The following is a 22,222-nucleotide window of genomic DNA, read 5'->3' as shown; positions in this document are numbered from 1 at the left end:
TTCCGTAACCTCTAAGTGACGGTTCAAGTAGCACATCGTGACCGGTTATTGATCGAATCGCTTCGGTATCTGCCTGCGGCGACGACGGGTTGTGGTCGCGCGCACGCAACGCGACTGGCCGGAGCGATGGGTGTGCATGCCCGCTGTTCCCCTCCCGATTGGCCGTACGACCCCGGGCGCGCCGCTGCCCCGGGCGCGGGGAGCGTCCGGGGCAGCGAGGGCGGGGGAGAGGGGGAGCGGGAGTCAGCGGCGGCGGCGGTGGAGTGCCACGGCTGCGGCCGTGCCGCCGGCCAGGGCGCCGACGCCCGCCGCGGCCGGGATGCCGACCTTGGCCGCCTTGCGGCCGGTGCGGTAGTCGCGCAGCCGCCAGTCGCGGGCGCGGGCGTACTTGCGCAGCTTGGCGTCCGGGTTGATCGCGTACGGGTGGCCGACCAGGGAGAGCATCGGGATGTCGTTGTGCGAGTCGCTGTACGCCGCGCAGCGCTCCAGCTCCAGGCCCTCGGCCGCCGCCAGCGCGCGCACCGCCTCGGCCTTCGCCGGGCCGTGCAGGGGTTCGCCGACCAGCCGGCCGGTGTAGACGCCGTCCACCGATTCGGCGACCGTGCCCAGGGCGCCGGTGAGGCCGAGGCGGCGGGCGATGATCGTGGCGGTCTCCACCGGGGCGGCGGTGACCAGCCAGACCCTCTGGCCCGCGTCGAGGTGGGCCTGCGCGAGGGCGCGGGTGCCGGGCCAGATGCGGTCGGCCATGTACTCGTCGTAGATCTCCTCGCCGATGGACATCAGCTCCGAGACGCGGTGGCCCTTGACGATGGACAGGGCGCTGTCGCGGGCGTCCTGCATGTGCTCGGGGTCCTCGACCCCGGCCAGCCTGAACCAGGCCTGCTGCCAGGCGAACCGGGTCAGCTCGCGGCGCTGGAAGAACTTCCGCTTGTACAGGCCGCGGCCGAAGTGGAAGATCGCGGCGCCCTGCATGACGGTGTTGTCCAGGTCGAAGAAGGCGGCGGCCCGCTCGTCCCCGGCGACGGGGAAGGCGGGTTCCCGCTCCTCCTCGGCGGCCGGCAGCTCGTCGGCCGTGAGCGCCGACTTCCGTGCTGCCTCGGCTGCGGCCTCGCCTGCGAGCACGCTGCGTGCTGTGGCGGGGCGCCTGCGGGGTGTGAGCCATCCAAGAGCGGCCATGTCGTGAGCATAGCCATTCTGTTCCGCAGTTCCCGACCCGGCGGGATGCGACGGTGTGAACTCTCCGGGGCCGGGGTGTTAAACGGGTGATTCCGCGCAACCGGAGGGCCTCTGCGGGGGCTCGCGGAGGCGCAGAATGAAGGTATGAGTGCTCTGCTGCGTCGTACGAAGAAGAAGCCCGCGGACCGGGTGGTGACCCTCGTCGGGAAGCCCGGGTGTCACCTGTGCGACGACGCCCGGCTGGTGGTGAGCGAGGTGTGCGAGGAGACGGGCGCGTCCTGGGTGGAGAAGGACATCACGCGGGACGAGGCGCTGTACAAGGAGTACTGGGAGCAGATCCCGGTGGTCCTGATCGACGGCGAACAGCACACCTTCTGGCGGGTCGACCCGGCGAGGCTGCGCACGGCGCTGGGAACGTAAGGGGGACTCCTTGGCGAAACCCGGTTAACATCATGGGCGTTTTGAGTGGTCTCGGGGGCGTGGACATGAGGAGTGTGTACCGTCTTGCCCCCTTCGGGCCTGCAACGGGCTGATGTCGTCCCTAGTTCCGGGACCACGCTGGGAATATGCGTGACCCCGGTCACTTTGACCAGACAAAACGGACACTATCTTTGTGCACGCGTTCACAAAGACATAGCCTGCTGTCGACGGGGCGGTCATAGGACATACGGCCGCCTGCAGCCCCGCTCATCCCGCAGGAGCACCGTGGCAACTGGCCGAACTCACCGACCGGCGACCCGTAGCCGAGGAATTCCCGAGGCCACCGTCGCCCGGCTTCCGCTGTATCTCCGCGCACTGACGGCGCTCTCCGAGCGCTCGGTTCCCACGGTCTCCTCCGAGGAACTCGCCGCGGCGGCGGGGGTCAACTCCGCGAAGCTGCGCAAGGACTTCAGCTACCTGGGTTCCTACGGCACGCGTGGTGTCGGGTACGACGTCGAGTACCTCGTCTACCAGATCTCCCGTGAGCTCGGGCTCACCCAGGACTGGCCCGTGGCGATCGTCGGTATCGGTAACCTCGGCGCCGCGCTCGCCAACTACGGCGGGTTCGCCTCCAGGGGCTTCCGGGTCGCCGCCCTCATCGACGCGGACCCCGCCATGGCGGGTACGCCCGTGGCCGGGATCGCCGTCCAGCACACCGATGACCTGGACCGGATCATCAGCGACAACGGTGTGTCCATCGGCGTCATCACCACCCCGCCCGGCGCGGCCCAGCAGGTCTGCGACCGTCTCGTGGCCGCCGGGGTGACCTCCATCCTGAACTTCGCGCCGACGGTGCTCTCCGTGCCCGAAGGCGTCGACGTGCGCAAGGTCGACCTCTCGATCGAGCTGCAGATCCTCGCCTTCCACGAGCAGCGCAAGGCCGGCGAGGAGGCCGCTGCCGACGGCAGGGCGCCCGTCGCCGACGCCGACGCGGACGAGGCCCCGCCGATGCGCGCCACCCCCACCGGCCGGAAGGGACCTGACGGGGACATGACCGCCGTGATGCCGGCATGAGTCTCCTGGTCGTAGGACTGAGTCACCGCAGTGCCCCCGTCTCCGTGCTGGAGCGGGCGTCGCTGGCCGCCGATTCCCAGATCAAGCTGCTTCAGGACACCCTCGCCGCGGAGCCCGCGGCCGAGGCCGCCGTCCTGGCCACCTGCAACCGCATCGAGCTCTACGCGGACGTGGACAAGTTCCACGCGGGTGTCGCCGAGCTGTCCACGCTTCTCGCGCAGCACAGCGGCGTGGGTCTGGACGAGCTCACTCCCTATCTCTATGTGCACTACGAGGACCGCGCCGTCCACCACCTCTTCTCGGTGGCGTGCGGGCTGGACTCGATGGTCGTGGGCGAGGGTCAGATCCTCGGCCAGATCAAGGACGCGCTCGCGCGGGGCCAGGAGCTCCACACCGCGGGCCGTCTCCTGAACGACCTCTTCCAGCAGGCTCTGCGGGTCGGCAAGCGCGCCCACAGCGAGACCGGGATCGACCGGGCCGGGCAGTCGCTCGTCACCTTCGGCCTGGAGCAGCTGGCCGACGGCTCCGAGGTCACCGAGTGGGCCGCCGGCAAGCGCGCCCTGGTGATAGGGGCGGGCTCGATGTCCTCGCTCGCCGCCGCCACCCTGGCCCGGGCCGGCGTCGAGGAGATCGTCGTCGCCAACCGGACCCGCGCCCGTGCCGACCGGCTCGTCGAGATCCTCGGCCAGGCCGGGGTGCCGACGGCCCGCGCCGTCGCGATGGACGGGGTCGCGGACGAACTGACACGTGCCGACGTGGTCGTCTCCTGTACCGGGGCGACGGGCCTCGTCCTGACCGCCGAGGCCGTCGCCACCGCACTCGGTGTCGCGTACGAGAGTGCCGCGCAGGCCCCCGAGGCCCCCGCCGCGGCAGCGCCCGACGAGCTGGACCAGCATGCCGCGTGGGTGGAGAACGGTTCCGCCGCCGCGCAGGACCGGGCCGTGCGCCGGGCGTCCGCGTACCCCGCCGGTACCGGCCCCGTCCGGCTGCACCTGCTCGACCTCGCGATGCCGCGCGACATCGACGGAGCGGCCCACCGCGTCGCCGGTGTGCGCCTCGTCGACATCGAGTCGCTCGCCGAGGCGTCCGCGGACGCCCCGATGGCCGCCGATGTGGACCAGGTGCGCACCATCGTCGCCGACGAGGTCGCCGCCTTCGGTGCCGCCCAGCGCGCCGCCCACATCACCCCGACCGTCGTCGCCCTGCGCACCATGGCCGCCGATGTGGTGGCCGCCGAGATCGCGCGGCTCGACGGACGCCTCCCCGACCTGGACGAGAAGCAGCGCGCCGAGATCACGCAGACCGTGCGCCGCGTCGTCGACAAGCTCCTGCACGCGCCCACCGTGCGGGTCAAGCAGCTCGCGAGCGAGCCCGGCGGCGCCGGGTACGCCGATGCGCTGCGGGAACTCTTCGACCTCGACCCGCAGACGGTGGCCGCCGTCTCACGGGCAGACCTGAACGACCCGAATAGAGGGCGGTCATGACCGACAACTCACCCCTGGGCGGGGAGACCAAACCACCCCTCCGGCTAGGCACCCGGCGCAGCAAGCTCGCCATGGCGCAGTCCGGCATGGTCGCTGATGCGGTCCGTGAGGTGACCGGGCGTGCCGTCGAGCTCGTCGAGATCACCACGTACGGAGACACCTCCCGTGAGCACCTGGCGCAGATCGGCGGGACCGGTGTGTTCGTCGCGGCCCTGCGTGAGGCGCTGCTGAGCGGTGAGGTGGACTTCGCCGTCCACTCGCTCAAGGACCTGCCGACCACGCAGCCCGAGGGTCTCGTCCTGGCCGCCGTGCCGGAGCGCGAGGACCCGCGTGACGCGCTGGTCGCCCGGGACGGGCTGAGCTTCGAGGAGCTGCCGCCCGGCGCCCGCATCGGCACCGGTTCGCCGCGCCGCATGGCGCAGCTCAACGCGTACGCCCGCTCGCACGGTCTGGAGATAGAGACCGTCGCGATCCGCGGGAACGTCGATACGCGCATCGGATTTGTACGAAGCGGGGAGCTGGACGCGGTGGTACTCGCCGCCGCCGGGCTCAGCCGCCTCGGACGCACGGACGAGGTGACCGGCTTCCTGCCGGTCGACACCGTTCTGCCCGCTCCCGGCCAGGGAGCACTGGCGATCGAATGTGCTGAAAGCAGCACGGACCTCGCCGCAGCTCTCGCCGAGCTCGACGACCCGTACACCCGGGTCGCCGTGACCGCCGAGCGCGCCCTGCTCAACGCCCTGGAGGCCGGCTGTTCCGCACCTGTGGGTGCGCTGGCCGATCTCCTGGCCGACGGGCAGGTTGTCAACGAACTGCGCCTGCGCGGTGTTGTCGGTTCGACCGACGGCACTTCCCTGGTGCAGCTGTCCATCACCGGTCCCGTCCCCACGTCGCACGACGACGCGGCGGCCCTCGGTCGCGAGCTCGCGGCCGAGATGCTTGCCAAGGGTGCGGCCGGTCTTATGGGGGAGCGAGCACTTTGAGCCCCACCGGCCCTGTCGTATCCGACTTCCCTGTCCTGTCCTCAGGGCATGTCACCTTCCTCGGCGCCGGTCCCGGCGACCCGGGACTGCTGACACTGCGCGCCGTCGAGGCGCTTGCGAGCGCGGACGTCCTTGTCGCCGAACCCGAGGTTCTCGACGTCGTCCGCTGCCATGCGCGGGCAGGGGTAAGCACGCCTGAGCTGACGGTTGTTGACATGTCGTCAACACCCGTCGGAGTACCCGTTCTCAGGGATGCCGCCAATCTTGTCATGGAGGCAGCGAAGGGCGGCAGGCGGGTCGTCCGTGCCGTCACCGGTGACCCGGGCATGGACGGGAACACGGGCGCAGAGATGCTCGCCTGCGCTGCCGCAGGTGTGCCTTTCGAGGTCGTGCCCGGTATCGCGAACGCCGTGGGCGTGCCCGCGTACGCCGGTGTGCCGCTGCGTGACGCGCAGGGTGCCGATGTGCGCTTCGTCGACGCGCGTACCGCTTCGGACCGCTGCTGGTCCGAGGTCGGCGCGAGCGACGCGACCGCGGTCGTGTCGACGTCGCTGGACTCGGTGGCCGCGGCCGCCGGTGAGCTGGTCTCCGCGGGCCGCAAGCCCGACACCCCGCTCACTGTCACGATCGCGGGTACGACGACCCGCCAGCGCACCTGGACGGCCACGCTGGGCACCATCGCCCAGGTCCTCAAGCAGGCCAAGGTCCTTCCCTCGCCGGAGGGGCACCTGCCGGTCATAGCCGTGGTCGGGGAGCGCAGCTCCGCCGCCCAGCGCGACCAGCTCGCGTGGTTCGAGTCCAAGCCGCTGTTCGGCTGGAAGGTGCTCGTGCCGCGCACGAAGGAGCAGGCGGCGTCGCTCTCCGACCAACTGCGTTCCTACGGTGCCGTGCCGCACGAGGTCCCGACGATCGCCGTCGAGCCGCCGCGTACGCCCCAGCAGATGGAGCGGGCGGTCAAGGGCCTGGTCACCGGCCGATACGAGTGGATCGCCTTCACCTCGGTGAACGCGGTGAAGGCCGTACGGGAGAAGTTCGAGGAGTACGGGCTCGACGCCCGTGCCTTCGCCGGGATCAAGGTCGCGGCCGTCGGTGAGCAGACCGCCGCCGCGCTCGTCGACTTCGGTGTGAAGCCGGACCTGGTGCCGTCGGGCGAGCAGTCGGCCGCCGGTCTGCTGGAGGACTGGCCGCCCTACGACCCGGTCTTCGACCCGATCGACCGGGTGTTCCTGCCGCGGGCGGACATCGCCACGGAGACCCTGGTGGCCGGGCTCATCGAGCTGGGCTGGGAGGTCGACGACGTGACCGCGTACCGCACGGTCCGCGCGTCGCCGCCGCCGGCGGACACCCGTGAGGCGATCAAGGGCGGCGGCTTCGACGCGGTGCTCTTCACCTCGTCTTCGACCGTCCGCAACCTGGTCGGTATCGCGGGCAAGCCGCACAACGTGACGGTGATCGCGTGCATCGGCCCCGCGACGGCGAAGACGGCGGAGGAGCACGGCCTGCGGGTCGACGTCCTGTCCCCGGAGCCCTCGGTCCACAAGCTGGCCCAGGCGCTGGCGGACTTCGGCGCGCAGCGCCGGGACGCGGCCAAGGAGGCCGGTGACCCGGTGACCCGCCCGAGCGAGCGGCGCCCCGGCGCACGGCGTCGCCGGACGACCACCTGAGCGCGGACCACGGCACCACGTGAGGGCCGGCCACTTCCCCCGGGAAGTGGCCGGCCCTCACGTGTTCCCGCGCCTCGGAGCGCCTCAGACGGGCTTGCGCCACACGGAGATGTGCTGCGTGGAGTCCTGGGTGAACGGCGTCCCGTCCCAGGCCGCGACCCGGCGTTCCAGTTCGAGCCCGGCGATCCGTGCCATGAGGTCGAGTTCCGCGGGCCAGGCGTAGCGGTGCCGGGAGGCGCCTCGGCGGTAGCGCCCGTCCTCTCCGTCGCGGGTGAAGTGGTGCGAGACGAGATGCTGCTCGACCAGGTCGAAGGTGTCGAAGCCGAGATGCCGGTCGGAGACGTCGAAGGGCACGGCGGCCTGCGTCGGGGGCAGGAGCCTCAGAGGCGGCACACCGAGCTCGATGACGAACCGGCCGCCGGGGCTCAGATGGCGTGCGGCGTTACGGAAGCACTCGACCTGCTCGTCCTGGGTGAGGAGGTTCGAGATGGTGTTGTAGACGAGGTAGACCAGGGCGAACTCACCGGGCACGGTGGTGGTGGCCATGTCCCCGATGACCACCGGAAGCCTGTCCTCGTCGATCTTGCCGCGGAGTACCGCCGCCATGGGCTCGGAGAGTTCGATGCCGGCGACCGGTACGCCGCGTTCACGGAGCGGGATGCCCACGCGGCCGGTGCCGATGGCGAACTCCAGGGCCCGGCCGTCCCCGGCGAGGCCGGAGAGGAAGTCGAGGGTCGGTCCGAGGAAGCGGGCGGTTGATCTGGGCGCCTCCTCGGCGTCGTAGCGGTCGGCGGTCGCGTGGTCCCACAGGTCGCTGCTCGTCACGGACGGGCACTCTGCCGGGTGCCCGGGGGGTTTGTCGACGCATTTGTTCGCTTCCAGGGGTGGCGGGTCCTGGCCGCTTTTCCGGCTCGGCTGTCGGCAAGTGGCCCCCTCGCGCGGGTCTAGTCTCGAAGGATGACCGATTACGGAAATTTCCCCGGCTCGCGGCCCCGCCGGCTGCGGACGACCCCCGTCATGCGGCGCATGGTCGCCGAGACCCGGCTCGACCCGGCGAATCTGATCCTGCCCGCGTTCGTACGCGAGGGCATCGACGCCCCGGTCGCCATCTCGGCCATGCCCGGCGTCCAGCAGCACACCCTGGACACGCTGCGGAAGGCCGCCGTCGACGCGGTCTCGGCGGGTGTCTCGGGGATCATGCTCTTCGGGGTCCCGCTGGACGAGAAGAAGGACGGCCGGGGCACGGCGGGGACCGACCCGGACGGCATCCTCCAGGTCGGTCTGCGGGCGGTGCGGGAAGAGGTCGGCGATGATCTGGTGATCATGTCCGACCTCTGTCTGGACGAGTACACCGACCACGGCCACTGCGGGGTGCTGACCGAGGACGGCCGCGTCGACAATGACGCCACGCTGGAGCGGTACGCCGAGATGGCCCAGGTCCAGGCGGACGCGGGCGCCCATGTGGTGGGTCCCAGCGGCATGATGGACGGCCAGGTCGGCGTGATCCGTGACGCGCTCGACCAGACGGGCCACGAGGACGTGTCGATCCTCGCCTACACCGCGAAGTACTCCTCGGCCTTCTACGGCCCCTTCCGCGAGGCCGTGGGCTCCTCGCTCCGGGGCGACCGCAAGACGTACCAGCAGGACCCGGCGAACATCCGCGAGTCGCTGCGGGAGCTGGCGCTGGACCTGGAGGAGGGCGCCGACATGGTCATGGTGAAGCCGGCCGGCCCCTACCTCGACATCCTCGCCAAGGTCGCCGACGCGGTGGACGTGCCGGTCGCGGCGTACCAGATCAGCGGCGAGTACGCGATGATCGAGGCCGCAGCCGAGAAGGGCTGGATCGACCGGGACGCGGCGATCCTGGAGAGCCTGACGGGCATCCGGCGCGCGGGCGCGCGGATGATCCTGACCTACTGGGCGACGGAGGTCGCGCAGAAGCTCGGGCGCTGACCCCCGTCGGCCGGTCCGGTCCGGCTCAGTCCCACCAGAACGTCCAGACCTCCTGTCCCAGCAGGTGCTTCGCGGCGTAGTCGCGCAGCGCGTGCGGGGGCGGGCCGTCGATGTTGTCCGGGCAGAACGCGAAATGCTCGGCGGCCAGGGCGCGTGCCTCCGCCTCGGTGGTGGGAGGCCGTCCCACGGACACCTTCAGGGTGTCGAAGCCGAGCTCCACGACCCTGATGTCGAAGCGGTCCTCCCAGGAGCGCAGCACCGCGCAGAGCCTGGCCACGTCGTTCTCGTGGTTGAGCGGGCCGGACCAGCCGATCGCCGCAGGGATGTCCGCGCTGCGCCGTGCGGGCACGAGGGCGAGCCTGGACGTGCCGGTGATCATGTCGGCTATCCCCGCGGCCAGTTCGTCCGGGGTCTCCAGAGTGCTTGCGGCGGGGACCGGGGCCGGTCCCGGCCACTCGGCGGCCTCCTCCAGCTCGTCGTCGGCGTACGCCTCCCAGGACTCGATGAGGACCTCCTCGGCGTCGTGGTCGCCGGGGTAGGACGTGTCGGCCGGGCGGAGCTCCCAGTCCTGGGGGCCTTCGTCGCGCCGGCCGCGGTCCATCAGGACCGGGAGCAGACCGAGCGGGCGTCCGACGGCCCGCAGCCGGGCCCAGTCGCCCGGCCGCGCGGGCTCGTCGGCGTACCAGAGGAGAGGTTCGTGCCACGGTCCGTCGGCCGTGGTGTCCACGAGGGTGCCCGCCGGCAGCGGGAGCCGGTACAGCTGGTTCGGGAGCGTCGCCATGCCGGTCACCCTAGGCTCTGCCACTGACAGAGCCCCTGGGAGTGACCGGCCGTCAGGTCGGGCCGGGCGACGAGCGGTACGTCGTCAGCTCCGCGCGGCGTACGCGGCGAAGGCCGACCAGGCGGTGGGGGCGACGGTGAAGGTGGGGCCTTCGGGGTTCTTGGAGTCGCGGACGTGGATGGCGGTGGGGTGGGCGGCGACTTCGAGGCACTCGCCGCCGTCGCTGCCGCTGTAGCTCGACTTGCGCCAGTCGTAGGCTACTTCGAGGCAGTTGCCGCCGTCGCTACCGCTGTAACTGGATTTGAACCAACTCAGTGCCGTGCTCATCGGTCTCCTAGCATCCGATCCAACAAAGCCCTGGTGTCCTCCGCGTTCAGGGCTTGCGTCCGCAGCATCGCATACCTCTGAGCCAGGATGCTGACCTCACTGGGGTCGGAGATGAGCTGGCTGCCACGTTGGGTCTCGGCATACGCAAGATGCTGGTGGTCCGGGGTTTCCAGGAGGACGAAGGGACCGTCGAGCGCAGCGTGAGTTTGGCGTCCGATCGGCATGATCTGGAGAGTGATTCCCGGCAGGGTCGAGCACTCTCGCAAGTGCTCCACTGCGCGTCTGTGAACCGCTTCACCTCCGAGGTGGTCGAGAAAGACTGCTTCGGCCACGATGAAACTGACGGTCGGCGGGATCTGGCTGCGGAGGATGCTCTGCCGGTCGAGCCTCGTGGTGACTTGAGCGCTGATCTCTTCCTCTGAGAAAGCAGGCACCCGACTGCTGAAAACGGCGCGGGCGTAGTCCTCCGTCTGGAGCAGGCCCGGCAGCACCTGGTTCTCGTAGAAGGACAGGGCACGGGCCTCCCGTTCTAGGTCGATGAACGTCTCCGCCCACGCCGGGATCAGGTCCACCTCCGGCATGTTGTCCACCGCCGTCTCCAGCGCCCCCTTCGTGCTCAGGAGCTGGTCCAGCCGGCGGGCCAGGTCGGGGAGGAGTGCGCGGCGGCCCTGTTCGATCGAGGCGATCGTCTCGACCTGGACGGAGGCGCGGTCCGCGAGCTGGGCCTGGGTGAGGTCCGCCGTGATGCGGAACAGGCCGACCAGCTTGCCGACGAGCTTCATGGCGGACGCGTTCTTGCGCTGCCGTTTCCTGGGGTGCATACGGTCGGACTCCCCGCCCTCGTGCGTGCTTCACGCATGGTCGACCCGTACAAGAAATCTGTACGGGTCGACGCATTGCCCGAGGGTATGCACGCGGAGTGACCGTCGTCCGGCGATCGGGGCGACGCCACCCTCCCGGTCAGTACATGAGGGCGTCATCCATCTCGGTCTGCCAGTAGGTGACGGCCAGGGTGCTGTCGACGTAGACCTCTTTGCCGAGCGGGACGCTCACCTCGCCGCCCGTGGAGGCGCCTTCCTTCGCCCCCTGGAAGCTGACGGAGAGGTCGTTGGTGGAGTAGCCGCCCGTGCCGCTGCCGTCGGCGGAGGCGGTCATGACGCCCGCGTAGGCGGACTGGCCGGGGGTGAGGGTGACGACGGCCTGCGGCTTGCTGTCCTCGACGGTCCGCGGGACGGACTGCGCCTCGCCGAACCGGAGGAAGGGGTAGTAGTAGGCGTTGCAGGACTTCGAGCCGGTGTTGGTCACCGTGAGCAGCATGTGGTTGATGGGGCGCTTGACGCTCGTCATCGTGAGCTTGGTGTTCGCGCCGGTGCAGGTGGGCAGGGCGCCGCCGGTGTCGCCGCCGCCGCTGTTGCCGGCCTGCTCCGCGGGCTTCGCTGCGGGCTTCGCGCCGGAGGAACCGGAATCCTTCTCGGTGCCGGAAACGGAACCGGTGGAGCCCGAGTCCCCGGCCGGCTTCTTGTCCGTGTCCGTGTTCGCCGCCGGGGCCGCGGACTTGCCGTCGGCCGGCTGCTGGGAAGCCGTGGCCAGGGCGTCGTACGGCTCCGGGCTGTCGCTCTGGCAGGCGGTGAGGGACAGCGCCGCGACCAGTGCGGCGGTGCCGAGGGCGGAGGTGCGGGCAGCGCGGCGGAAGCGAAGGTTACGCATGGGTGGTTCTCCCCGTTCGAAGGTGATGTGTGCCCGGGGCGCCGACTTGGCGCCCTGAGGTGCGGGCGGGTGTACTGAGCGGTGACGCATGATCAGAGGCGTTACAGGAGTGCGATGACGACCGCGATGCAGGCGATCAGCACTCCCGTGGCGACCGCGTCGGTCAGGCTGATTTCAGGTCGAGTACGCAACGAGGCTCCCGGGACGGGTGAGGGTGGGATGTGCAGGTCGCGGGGAACGCCGCGGTGTGTCCACATCCTTTCCAGCCCCGGAATCCGGTCGCAACGGTTGCCGGGGCATGCGGGACGCTGGAACGTTCGTACACACTCTGACCTGCGCGAACATCACCTCCCTGGAACGCCTTTCCGGGAAGGAACGGAAGGGGAACGGTCGGGGTGGGCACAGAGATCCAGGACTTCGCGGAGCTGCTCAGGGGGTTGAAGGAGCGGTCCGGGCTCAGTTACGGGACGCTCGCGCAGAAGCTCCACATGAGCACGTCGACCGTTCACCGGTACTGCAACGGTGACGCGGTCCCTCATGAGTACGCACCCGTCGAGCGCTTCGCGCGGGTGTGCCGGGCCTCGTCCGAGGAACTGGTGGCGCTGCACCGGAAGTGGATTCTGGCCGACGAGGCCAAGCGGCGGGGTGTGCGGCGGCCCGAGGCGGCTGCGGCCTCTCCGGAGGCGGAGACCGCGGCGGTGGCCCAGGCGCGTCCCGAGGCGGTGGCCGAACCGGTGGCGGCGGCAGAAACGGAACCGGTTGCGCGGCCCGAAGCGGAGGCCGATTCGGAGCCCCGGACGAAGCCCGGAGCAGAGGTCGAATCCGGGCCCGGAGCGGAGTCGTTCCCGCAGGACGTGACGCCCGGGGCGCCCCATCCCGGCGACCGCGAGCCCGGCCGCCGGCGGCCGACGAGGAGGACGCGTGTCCTGCTCACCGCGGTCGCCGTCGTGGCGCTCACCGTGCCCGCCGCCCTTGCCGTCCGGGGCCTCGCGGGTGACGGGCCGTCCGACGACGGGCGTACGCAGGCGGAGCCCAGCGTCGCGCAAATCGTACCCAGCGGTCGGGTCAGCGGCAGCGCGAAGCCTGGCAAGGGGATCGGCACATCGGCGAAGCCCAGCGAGGACACCACCGCACCGGACGGTGGGAGCAGCTCGTCGGCGACCCCTTCGGCGAGCTCCGGCGCCACTGCCGGGAGCGGCGTCCCCGTCAACGCCACGATCAGTTCGTACAACTGGGAGTCGCCCTGCGGGCAGTACTACCTGCTCGACCAGGATCCCGACGATGTGCCGCCGAACCCCCCGTCCCAGGACTCCCGCAGCTGGGCGCGGGCTCTCGGGGGCGTGGACGGCGGCGATATGAAGCTCGAACTCACGCTCCAGGGGAAGTCGGAGGAGGCGGTCGTGCTGAACGCCCTGCACGTGCGGGTGCTGGGGCGCGAGGCGGCGCTCCCCTGGAACGCGTACTCCATGGGGAACGGCTGCGGGGGTGGCATCACCCCTCAGACGTTCGACATCGACCTGGACGACAGCCGGCCGCGTTCCAAGCCGGTCGCGGGGGAGGACGCCGGGGTGGTCGTGCCCGCGAAGGACTTCCCGTACCGGGTGAGCTCCACCGATGTCGAGGTGTTCCACCTGGACGCGCATGTGGAGGGCCACGACGTGACCTGGTACCTGGAGCTGGAGTGGACCAGCGGGGGCAGGAGCGGGAAGCTGCGCATCGACGACCAGGGCAAGCCGTTCCGTACGAGCAGCATCGCGACGCGGCCGGAGTACTACTACCGCCCGGACACGGCGCAGTGGGTGCCCGCGGAGGACTGACGGCTCCCGGAACGGCGACGGCCCCGCACACCGCGAGGTGTACGGGGCCGTCGGGCTGTCGTGGGGTGCTCAGAGGCGCTCGGGCGTCCTGATGCCGAGCAGCTTCATGCCCTGGTGCAGGGTCCGGGCGGTGAGCTCGACGAGGAAGAGCCTGTTCTCGACGACCTCCGGTGCGTTCTCGTCGCTGAGCACCTGGCACTGGTCGTAGAACGTGGTGAGGTGCGAGGCCAGCTGGTAGAGATACGCGGCCAGCTTGTGCGGCTCGTACCCCTCGGCGACCTCGTCCAGGACCGCGCCGAACTGGTCCAGGTGCAGGCCGAGCGCGCGCTCGGCCGGGGCGAGGTCCAGCTCGGGGTGGGCGGCCGGCTTCGCGTCGCCCGCCTTGCGCAGGATGGAGCGGATACGGGCGTAGGCGTACTGGAGGTACACCGACGTGTCGCCGTTCAGCGAGACCATCTGGTCCAGGTCGAACTTGTAGTCCCGGACGGCGGAGGTCGACAGGTCCGCGTACTTCACGGCGCCGACACCGACGAACCGGCCGTTCTCGACGATCTCGTCCTCGGTCAGGCCCACCTTCCCGGCCTTCTCCCGGACCACGGCGGTGGCCCGCTCGACGGCCTCGTCGAGGAGGTCCTGGAGCCGGACGGTGACGCCCTCACGGGTCTTGAAGGGCTTGCCGTCCTTGCCGAGGACCGTGCCGAAGGCCAGCTGGTGCGCCTTGACGTCCTCGTTGAGCCAGCCGGCGCGGCGGGCCGTCTCGAAGACCATCTTGAAGTGCAGGGACTGCCGGGCGTCCACCACGTAGAGCAGGGTGTCGGCCTTGAGGTTCTGGACCCGGTCGCGGATCGCGGAGAGGTCGGTGGCCGCGTAGCCGTAGCCGCCGTTGGTCTTCTTGACGATCAGCGGGACCGGGTTGCCGTCCGGGCCCTTCACGTCGTCGAAGAACACGCAGAGCGCACCCTCGGAGCGGACGGCGACGCCCGTCTCCTCCAGGATGCGGCAGGTCTCCTCCAGCATGTCGTTGTAGCCGGACTCGCCGACGATGTCGGTGTCGTCGATCTTCATGTCGAGCTTGTCGAAGACGGAGTAGAAGTAGATCTTCGACTCGTCGACGAAGCGCTGCCAGTGCGCCAGCGTCTCCGGGTCACCGGCCTGGAGGGCCACCACCCGGTCACGGGAGCGGGCCTTGAACTCCTCGTCGGAGTCGAAGAGGACCCGCGAGGCCTTGTAGACGCGGTTCAGCGAGGACATGGCCGCTTCGCCGTCCGCCTCGTCGCTCTCGTGCTTCAGCTCGTCCGGGTGCTCGAACAGATACTGGATGAGCATGCCGAACTGGGTGCCCCAGTCACCGATGTGGTGCCGCCGGACGACGTTCTCGCCGGTGAACTCCAGGATCTGGACCATGGCGTCACCGATGACCGCCGACCGCAGGTGGCCGACGTGCATCTCCTTCGCGACGTTCGGCTGGGCGTAGTCGATCACGGTGGTGCCGGGGGCGGCCTTCGGCGGGACGCCGAGCCGGTCGCCGTCGGCGGCCCGCGCGGCGAGGGTCTCGACGATCGCCCGGTCGGTGAGGGTGATGTTCAGGAAGCCGGGGCCGGAGACCTCGATGTCCTTGATCAGCGCACCGGCCGGAAGGGCCGCCGTGACCTGGGCCGCCAGCTCGCGGGGGTTGCCCTTGAGCTTCTTGGCGAGCGCGAGGATGCCGTTGGCCTGGAAGTCGGCCCGGTCGCTTCGGCGCAGCAGCGGGTCCGCGGTGCCGGCATCCGGCAGTGCTGCCGTCAGGGCGTCCGCGAGCTGCTGCTGGAGCGTGGAAGCGAGGGAAGGGACCGAAGCCATGAGACGGCTGCCGTTTCCGTAGGAGACAAAGGATCACCCCAGTATCCCACGGGGCGTAAAGCCGTTTTCGCGCTACGGGCGGCACCTGGGAGAATGGGGGTGCCCTTCGTGGGCGTCCCCTACGAGTCCTACACGAGAGAAGGACGTGCCGACCGTGGCTTCGAGTCAGAGCAGCACCGAGACCGACTGGGTCTCCCGCTTCGCGGACGATGTCATCGCCGAATCGGAGCGACGTGCGCCTGGCAAACCGGTCGTCGTCGCCTCCGGCCTCTCCCCGTCGGGCCCGATCCACCTGGGGAACCTCCGAGAGGTCATGACCCCGCACCTGGTCGCCGACGAGATCCGGCGCCGCGGGTACACCGTGCGCCACCTGATCTCCTGGGACGACTACGACCGCTACCGCAAGGTGCCGAACGGCGTCGAGGGTGTCGACGACTCCTGGCAGGCGCACATCGGCAAGCCCCTGACCTCGGTGCCCGCCCCGGCCGGGTCGGCGTACCCGAACTGGGCCGAGCACTTCAAGGCCGCCATGGTGCAGGCGCTGGAGGAGCTCGGCGTCGAATACGACCCGATCAGCCAGACCGAGCAGTACACGGCGGGCACCTATCGCGAGCAGATCCTGCACGCGATGAGGCACAGCGCCGACATCGACGCCGTCCTGGACCGCTACCGCACCAAGAAGGACGGCGCGGCGGGGGCCAAGGGCGGCAAGAAGCCGCAGCAGAAGAAGGTCGACGAGGCCGAGCTGGAGGCCGCCGAGGGCTCCGGCGCGGCCGACGAGGACGACGGCAGCTCCAACACCGCGGGCTACTTCCCGTACAAGCCGTACTGCGGCAACTGCGAGAAGGACCTCACGGTCGTCACGTCCTACGACGACGACACGACCGAGCTGAACTACACCTGCTCGGCCTGCGGCTTCGCCGAGACGGTCCGGCTCAACGAGTTCAACCGCGGCAAGCTGGTCTGGAAGGTCGACTGGCCGATGCGCTGGGCGTACGAGGGCGTGATCTTCGAGCCCAGCGGCGTGGACCACTCCTCGCCGGGCTCCTCCTTCGTCGTCGGCGGCCAGATCGTGCGCGAGGTGTTCGACGGCGTCCAGCCGATCGGCCCGATGTACGCGTTCGTCGGGATCTCCGGCATGGCGAAGATGTCCTCCAGCAAGGGCGGCGTGCCGACCCCGGCCGACGCGCTGAAGATCATGGAGGCGCCGCTGCTGCGCTGGCTGTACGCGCGCCGCAAGCCGAACCAGTCCTTCAAGATCGCCTTCGACCAGGAGATCCAGCGGCTCTACGACGAGTGGGACTCGCTGGTCCGCAAGGTGGCCGACGGCACGGTGCTGCCCGCCGACGCCGCCGCCTACGCCCGGGCCGTCGGCACGGCCGCCGGGGAGCTGCCCGGCACCCCGCGCCCGCTGCCCTACCGCACGCTGGCGTCCGTCGCCGACATCACCGCCGGTGCCGAGGACCAGACGCTGCGCATCCTCAGCGAGCTCGACCCGGAGAACCCGCTGACCTCGCTCGACGAGGCCAGGCCCCGGCTCGACCGCGCCGAGAACTGGATCACCACCCAGGTCCCGGCCGACGCCCGCACCATCGTCCGCGACGAGCCGGACAAGGAGCTGCTCGGCTCCCTGGACGAGCAGGGTCGCGAGTCGCTGCGGCTGCTGCTGGAAGGGCTCGACTCGCACTGGTCGCTGGACGGGCTGACCACGCTCGTCTACGGCGTACCGAAGGTGATGGAGGGCCTGGAGCCCGACGCGAAGCCGACGCCCGAGCTGAAGGTCGCCCAGCGTTCCTTCTTCGCCCTGCTGTACCGGCTGCTCGTCGGCCGGGACACCGGGCCGCGTCTGCCCACGCTGCTGCTCGCGGTGGGGGCGGACCGGGTGCGGACGCTGCTGGGCGCGTGACACCCCGGGTGTGAGAACGGGCGGGCCGCTCTGTGCGGCCCGCCCGTTTTCTCGTGTCCGATCCGGCTGCTACGCGATGTGGTCTCGCTCGGTTACGCGATGTGGTCCGCGGCCATCTCGTTGTCGAAGCGCTGCTTGAAGCCGGGCAGCAGCCGGCGGAGCAGCGCGGCGCTGCGCGGGTGGCGGACGTTGTGGCCGTCCGAGAGGTGTATGTCGAGCACCTCGGCGCTCGGGTAGTCCTGGTGCTGGTGCGTGTACGCGGTGAACACCTCGTACGCGATCTCGCTGAACTCGATCTCGGCCTCGGCCCATTCGGCGGGGTCGTCCTGCTGGGCCTGGTCCTCGCGCTGCGGGTCCTGGGGTCCTGCCTGCTCCTGCTGCTCGTGCTGCCGGCCGGGCTCGGGTTCGGCGGCGCGGGGGTGCGGGAACGCGCCGATCGTGCCCACGTTGCCGAGCGGACGGGTGCGGCCGCCGGGGCCCGAGGGGATCATCACCGGGGTCGGCTCCAGGCCTTCGACGTACGTCGGGTTGTACGCGCTCTCGTACGCGTCCTCCGGCACCTGGGGGGCCGCGAACCACGGGCTGTCGTGCGAGCCGGGGCCCTGGTGGGGGTGCTGCTGGGGGTGCTGGGCGGCCTGTTGCTGCTGGTGCGGCAGCTGCTGCTGCGAGGGGTCCAGCTCTTCCAGCAGTTCCTGCTGCGGGTCCTGCGACTGCGGGTTCTGGGACTGCGGGATCTGCGGCTGCTGGGTTTGCGTCTGCTGGTTCTGCGGGGCGTACGGCAGCTGGGGCTGCTGCTCGGCTTCGAGCTCTGCCGGGGCGGGCGGCAGCAGGGCCGGTTCGATGCCCGCTGCGGCGAGGCCGGCCGGGGCGGTCTCGGCGAGCGGGACGCCGTACTTGGCGAGGCGCAGCGGCATCATCGACTCGATGGGGGCCTTGCGCCGCCAGTTGCGGCCGAAGCGGGCCTGGAGACGCGCCTGGTAGATCAGCCGGTCCTGTTCGAGCTTGATGACCTGCTCGTAACTGCGCAGCTCCCACAGCTTCATCCGGCGCCACAGCTTGAAGGTGGGGACGGGGGAGAGCAGCCAGCGGGTGAGGCGGACGCCCTCCATGTGCTTGTCCGCCGTGATGTCCGCGATCCGGCCGACCGCGTGCCGCGCGGCTTCGACGGCGACGACGAACAGGATCGGGATCACCGCGTGCATGCCGGTGCCGAGCGGATCGGGCCAGGCGGCGGCGCCGTTGAAGGCGATCGTCGCCGCGGTGAGCAGCCAGGCGGTCTGACGCAGCAGCGGGAACGGGATGCGCATCCACGTCAGCAGCAGGTCCAGCGCGAGCAGTACGCAGATACCGGCGTCGATGCCGATCGGGAAGACCAGCGAGAACTGGCCGAAGCCCTTCTCCTCCGCGAGTTCGCGTACCGCGGCGTACGAGCCCGCGAAACCGATCGCGGCGATGAGCACGGCGCCGGCGACGACGACCCCGATGAGCACGCGGTGTGTGCGTGTCAGCTGCATTGCGGCCACCCGCGATCCCCTCCCGACTTCGATGAACCGGCTCCACTTTCGGCATCCGGCGCGGGCACAGCCTGGCACATGCCGGCCGGGGATGTTGCGCGGGGAGGGGGCGAAGCCCGGTACTCGCGGGAGTACCGGGCTTCGTGAAATGCCCTCTGGTCAGGGGAGTTCGGGCCCCTGCCGGGCGTTGGTCACGACTTGGCGGCCGCCTTCGACGTCGTCTTCGCGGTCGCCTTGGATGTCGTCTTGGCGGTCGCCTTCGCGGTCGCCTTCGACGTCGCCTTCGCGGAGGACGAGGCCTTGGCGGACGGGGAGGCCGCAGGCTTCTCGACCGCGGCGACGGCCTCGGCGGCGGCCTTCTGGGCGTCCTTGACGATGTCGGCGGCGGAGGGCGTCTTGGCGCCGGCGAAACCGGCACCGTTGTAGGTGACGCTGACGACGACGTTGCCCGTGCGGGCGATGACCGTCGCGTACTCGAAGTCCTCCTTGGACTTCGTCAGGCTGTACGTGACGGAAGTGGCCTGCTCGCCGATGCCGGAGGCGGGCTTGGCCGCGGCCCCCTTCGCACCCTCGGTCGCCTGGGCCTTGGAGACCTGCTTCGTGTACTCGTCCGTGGCCCGCTTGGCACCGCTGCCCAGGGACTGGTCCGAATCGAAGCGGGTGAAGCCGACGTCGAGCCAGCGGTACTGCGAGCCCTTGACGCCGTTGTCGTCCAGGCCGTTCCAGGAGCAGCCGCCGCGGGTGGCGGTGTCGCTGGACTTGCCGGGTGTGCCGCCCTTGCTCTTGGCCTTGGGAACCAGGTCCTCGATGGTTTTCTTGGGGATCGAGGAGCAGGCGTCGGGCAGCGTCGCGAACTTCGCGGGCTCGACGGTCGGCTCCGTCTTCTTCGCGCTCGGAGCGGTCGAGGAGCCCGAGTCCTTCGAGTCGCCGGAGTCCGACGAGCAGCCGGCGACGACGAGCATCACCGGAACGGCGGCGCAGGCGAGTATGCGGGACAGTCGCGGGGCTGATCGGTGCATGGTTCCTTCACTCGGACGGCACGGCGGGTCTCGGTCGTGCGGGCGGTCGGGCGGTACGTCACATCGGTCGGCAGGGCGGTCGTCACGGCCGGGTGGGCCGTGACATCGGCCGGTCGTCGCGTCGGCCGGTCCGTCACGGCCCTGCGGGGCGTCACGGCGGCCGGTTCGTCACACCGGTCGGGGGCCACGGTACGACGGACGGCGACCGGATGCCGCCTTCGGCCGGAGGCCGCAGGGAGCGCGACGGACCCCGGCCGGTGGTTGTCGGGGGCGGGTCAGTCGCTGAGGGTCTCGTCCAGCTTCCGCGCCAGGGCCTGGGTCTTCTCCTGCAGTTCGCGGCTGTCGGGTACCCCGGTGACGTCGGCGGGCTGCTCCGTGTAATGGACGGTCACGATGACGTTCGATGTGCGGAATACCACGCTCACGGTGCGGTGCTGTGCGGTGGAACCCGCACGGGTGAGCTCATCGTTCAGAAATGCGGCATCCCCGAGCTCGTCGAGGAGCCGCGGCCGGAGGTCCTCATCGGGGTCCGTGCCGGTGGTGCTGCCGGACGGGTCGGCGGAGGGGGAGGCGGAGGACGTGCCGCCCGGGGAGCCGGACGCCGTGCTGCTGGGAGAGCCGGAGGCCGACCCGCTGGGGGTCTCGCTGGGGGTGACACCGTCGGAGGCGGGGAGGGCGGCGGCGTCCTGCTTCTTGGCGTACACCTCGCGGGCGCGGTCGTCGTCGCTCACGGCGGGGTCGTAGGACACGACGCGCTCGAAGTCGATGGAGAGGTTCCGGGAGGCGTCCGGGGCGTCCGACTTCCAGCGGCAGCCGACCTTGCGGTCGGTGTCGTAGGTGACGGTGGCCGTGCCTTCGTAAACCTTGTCCTGCTGCTCCTCCGACAGGTCGGCGGCGCCCGGCAGCAGGTCCTTGAGGGTGGAACGCGGCACGGCACGGCAGGATTCGGGCAGCGTCCGGTACTTCCCGGGGGGCGCGGCCGTGACCGTCGGGCTGCCGGGCTTGCTGTCGGCGTCGGGGTCGTCGGCGTCGGAGCCGGCGCTGCAGCCGGCGACGAGCGCTACGAGAAGCGCGACGCCGGGTACGTACGCCATGTTTCGCACGGTCCCAGGCTCCCTTCGGTACGAAAACGGGTTGCCGCTCGATGGCGGCCGATGGACACAATGTGTATCGCACGCGCCGCTGTGCATGCCGGTCGGCCGACCTTTATGGCGACCTTGGCGCCAGTTTTGCGCTTTCAGTCTTTTTCGGGGGAATCGAGGAGTTATGTCGTATGTAGAGGTACCGGGTGCGCAGGTTCCCATCCGTATGTGGGCGGATCCCGCGTCGGTCGAGGACGTCGCGATGCAGCAGTTGCGGAACGTGTCCACGCTGCCCTGGATCAAGGGTCTCGCCGTCATGCCGGACGTCCACTTCGGCAAGGGGGCGACGGTCGGTTCCGTGATCGCGATGCACGGTGCGGTCTGTCCGGCCGCGGTGGGCGTGGACATCGGCTGCGGGATGTCCGCGGTGAAGACGTCGCTCACGGCCAACGACCTGCCCGGCGATCTCTCGCGGCTCCGCTCGAAGATCGAGCAGGCCATTCCGGTGGGCCGGGGGATGCACGACCACATGGTCGAGCCGGGGAGGCTGCACGGCTTCCCGACGGCGGGCTGGGACGACTTCTGGTCGCGTTTCGACGGGATCGCCGATTCCGTCAAATTCCGCCAGGAACGTGCCACGAAGCAGATGGGAACGCTCGGATCGGGGAATCACTTCATCGAGTTCTGCCTCGACGAGGCGGGGTCGGTGTGGCTGATGCTGCACTCGGGGTCCCGGAACATCGGCAAGGAGCTCGCCGATTTCCACATCGGGCAGGCCCAGAAGCTTCCGCACAACCAGGGTCTCGTCGACCGTGACCTGGCGGTATTCATCGCCGACACCCCGCAGATGGCGGCGTACCGCAACGACCTGTTCTGGGCGCAGGAGTACGCCAAGTACAACCGCTCGATCATGATGGGTCTCTTCCAGGACGTGGTCCGGAAGGAATTCAAGAAGGCCGGGGTCACTTTCGAACCGGTCATCTCCTGCCACCACAACTACGTGGCGGAGGAGCGGTACGAGGGCATGGATCTGCTGGTCACCAGGAAGGGTGCGATTCGCGCGGGCTCCGGGGAGTTCGGGATCATTCCCGGGTCCATGGGGACCGGCTCCTACATCGTGAAGGGCCTCGGGAACGCGAAGTCGTTCAACTCCGCGTCGCACGGCGCGGGGCGGCGGATGAGCAGGAACGCGGCGAAGCGGAGGTTCTCCACGAAGGACCTGGAGGACCAGACGCGTGGGGTGGAGTGCCGCAAGGACTCCGGTGTGGTGGACGAGATCCCGGCCGCGTACAAGCCGATCGAGCAGGTCATCGACCAGCAGCGCGATCTGGTCGAGGTCGTCGCGAAGCTCAAGCAGGTCGTGTGCGTGAAGGGCTGAGCCCGGAGCGCCCGTGAACGACCCGGCCGGAGTGTCGGCCGAGGTGGCAGGCAGGGCCCCGGGTCCGCTCATGAGGGGCGGCCCGGGGCTCTCGTGTA

At 70.3% G+C, this 22,222-nt stretch carries 19 protein-coding genes; 9 read left to right on the top strand and 10 right to left on the bottom strand.

Going from position 1 to position 22,222, the window contains the following annotated elements; translation table 11 throughout:
* Window positions 1-243 precede the first annotated feature (243 nt).
* Window positions 244-1,176: an HAD family hydrolase gene (locus ACWCQM_RS12445; RefSeq protein ID WP_450915253.1), complete on the bottom strand. Its 933-nt coding sequence runs from the start codon at window positions 1,174-1,176 to the stop codon at window positions 244-246.
* A gap of 144 nt (window positions 1,177-1,320) precedes the next feature.
* Here ACWCQM_RS12445 and ACWCQM_RS12440 point away from each other — a divergent pair, with 144 nt between their 5' ends.
* The 5 genes from ACWCQM_RS12440 to ACWCQM_RS12420 all read left to right on the top strand — a co-directional run bounded on the left by ACWCQM_RS12440 (window position 1,321) and on the right by ACWCQM_RS12420 (window position 6,801).
* Entirely contained in the window at window positions 1,321-1,596 is a 276-nt protein-coding gene (locus ACWCQM_RS12440) for a glutaredoxin family protein (RefSeq protein WP_073753511.1), read from the top strand.
* Between the two features lie 285 nt (window positions 1,597-1,881).
* Window positions 1,882-2,670, top strand: coding sequence for a redox-sensing transcriptional repressor Rex (locus ACWCQM_RS12435; protein WP_450915252.1), 789 nt, complete (start codon window positions 1,882-1,884; stop codon window positions 2,668-2,670).
* Complete coding sequence (locus ACWCQM_RS12430; RefSeq protein ID WP_450915251.1) at window positions 2,667-4,154, top strand: glutamyl-tRNA reductase; 1,488 nt, start codon at window positions 2,667-2,669, stop codon at window positions 4,152-4,154. The genes ACWCQM_RS12435 and ACWCQM_RS12430 overlap by 4 nt, the downstream gene beginning before the upstream one ends.
* A complete protein-coding gene (gene hemC, locus ACWCQM_RS12425; protein ID WP_450915250.1) occupies window positions 4,151-5,137 on the top strand; it encodes a hydroxymethylbilane synthase in 987 nt (328 codons plus the stop codon). The genes ACWCQM_RS12430 and hemC overlap by 4 nt, the downstream gene beginning before the upstream one ends.
* Window positions 5,134-6,801, top strand: coding sequence for a uroporphyrinogen-III synthase (locus tag ACWCQM_RS12420; RefSeq protein ID WP_450915249.1), 1,668 nt, complete (start codon window positions 5,134-5,136; stop codon window positions 6,799-6,801). The genes hemC and ACWCQM_RS12420 overlap by 4 nt, the downstream gene beginning before the upstream one ends.
* An 84-nt stretch (window positions 6,802-6,885) precedes the next feature.
* Here ACWCQM_RS12420 and ACWCQM_RS12415 read toward each other — a convergent pair whose 3' ends face one another.
* Window positions 6,886-7,626 (bottom strand): class I SAM-dependent DNA methyltransferase, encoded by a 741-nt coding sequence (locus ACWCQM_RS12415; RefSeq protein WP_450915248.1) that lies wholly within the window; start codon window positions 7,624-7,626, stop codon window positions 6,886-6,888.
* A 132-nt stretch (window positions 7,627-7,758) separates the two neighbouring features.
* Here ACWCQM_RS12415 and hemB point away from each other — a divergent pair, with 132 nt between their 5' ends.
* Entirely contained in the window at window positions 7,759-8,754 is a 996-nt protein-coding gene (gene hemB / locus ACWCQM_RS12410) for a porphobilinogen synthase (RefSeq protein WP_450915247.1), read from the top strand.
* Window positions 8,755-8,779: 25 nt separating this feature from the next.
* Here hemB and ACWCQM_RS12405 read toward each other — a convergent pair whose 3' ends face one another.
* The 4 genes from ACWCQM_RS12405 to ACWCQM_RS12390 all read right to left on the bottom strand — a co-directional run bounded on the left by ACWCQM_RS12405 (window position 8,780) and on the right by ACWCQM_RS12390 (window position 11,569).
* Window positions 8,780-9,535, bottom strand: a complete 756-nt coding sequence (locus tag ACWCQM_RS12405) for a DUF4253 domain-containing protein (protein ID WP_450915246.1) — start codon at window positions 9,533-9,535, stop codon at window positions 8,780-8,782.
* A gap of 84 nt (window positions 9,536-9,619) precedes the next feature.
* Window positions 9,620-9,862 carry a DUF397 domain-containing protein gene (locus ACWCQM_RS12400; RefSeq protein ID WP_450915245.1) on the bottom strand — a complete coding sequence of 81 codons (243 nt, stop codon included), beginning with the start codon at window positions 9,860-9,862 and terminating at the stop codon, window positions 9,620-9,622.
* The gene (locus tag ACWCQM_RS12395; protein WP_450915244.1) at window positions 9,859-10,644 is read right to left on the bottom strand and encodes a helix-turn-helix domain-containing protein; all 786 of its coding nucleotides are present in this window, start codon (window positions 10,642-10,644) and stop codon (window positions 9,859-9,861) included. Before ACWCQM_RS12395 ends, ACWCQM_RS12400 begins: the two co-directional genes overlap by 4 nt.
* A 178-nt stretch (window positions 10,645-10,822) precedes the next feature.
* Window positions 10,823-11,569 (bottom strand): DUF4232 domain-containing protein, encoded by a 747-nt coding sequence (locus ACWCQM_RS12390; RefSeq protein WP_450915243.1) that lies wholly within the window; start codon window positions 11,567-11,569, stop codon window positions 10,823-10,825.
* 395 nt (window positions 11,570-11,964) lie between these two features.
* On the opposite strand from ACWCQM_RS12390, the gene ACWCQM_RS12385 reads away from it, so the two are divergent.
* On the top strand, window positions 11,965-13,386 hold the full coding sequence (locus ACWCQM_RS12385; protein ID WP_450915242.1) for a helix-turn-helix domain-containing protein: 1,422 nt from the start codon (window positions 11,965-11,967) through the stop codon (window positions 13,384-13,386).
* 69 nt (window positions 13,387-13,455) lie between these two features.
* On the opposite strand, the gene argS is transcribed toward ACWCQM_RS12385, so the two are convergent.
* Window positions 13,456-15,225, bottom strand: a complete 1,770-nt coding sequence (argS, locus tag ACWCQM_RS12380; RefSeq protein ID WP_450915241.1) for an arginine--tRNA ligase — start codon at window positions 15,223-15,225, stop codon at window positions 13,456-13,458.
* 145 nt (window positions 15,226-15,370) lie between these two features.
* Here argS and lysS point away from each other — a divergent pair, with 145 nt between their 5' ends.
* Window positions 15,371-17,131, top strand: coding sequence for a lysine--tRNA ligase (gene lysS, locus ACWCQM_RS12375; RefSeq protein WP_450915240.1), 1,761 nt, complete (start codon window positions 15,371-15,373; stop codon window positions 17,129-17,131).
* Window positions 17,132-17,223: 92 nt separating this feature from the next.
* Here the strand turns inward: lysS and ACWCQM_RS12370 are convergent, their stop codons facing one another.
* The 3 genes from ACWCQM_RS12370 to ACWCQM_RS12360 form a co-directional block, all read right to left on the bottom strand.
* Window positions 17,224-18,654, bottom strand: a complete 1,431-nt coding sequence (locus ACWCQM_RS12370) for a DUF2637 domain-containing protein (RefSeq protein WP_450915239.1) — start codon at window positions 18,652-18,654, stop codon at window positions 17,224-17,226.
* A gap of 182 nt (window positions 18,655-18,836) precedes the next feature.
* Window positions 18,837-19,664, bottom strand: coding sequence for a DUF3558 domain-containing protein (locus ACWCQM_RS12365; protein WP_450915238.1), 828 nt, complete (start codon window positions 19,662-19,664; stop codon window positions 18,837-18,839).
* 275 nt (window positions 19,665-19,939) lie between these two features.
* Complete coding sequence (locus ACWCQM_RS12360) at window positions 19,940-20,758, bottom strand: DUF3558 domain-containing protein (RefSeq protein ID WP_450915237.1); 819 nt, start codon at window positions 20,756-20,758, stop codon at window positions 19,940-19,942.
* A gap of 172 nt (window positions 20,759-20,930) precedes the next feature.
* Here ACWCQM_RS12360 and ACWCQM_RS12355 point away from each other — a divergent pair, with 172 nt between their 5' ends.
* The gene (locus ACWCQM_RS12355) at window positions 20,931-22,124 is read left to right on the top strand and encodes an RtcB family protein (RefSeq protein WP_267075070.1); all 1,194 of its coding nucleotides are present in this window, start codon (window positions 20,931-20,933) and stop codon (window positions 22,122-22,124) included.
* The last annotated feature ends 98 nt before the right edge of the window (window positions 22,125-22,222 follow it).

Source organism: Streptomyces sp. NPDC002125 (assembly GCF_053593715.1).
This window is presented reverse-complemented; position numbering and strand designations above follow the sequence as displayed.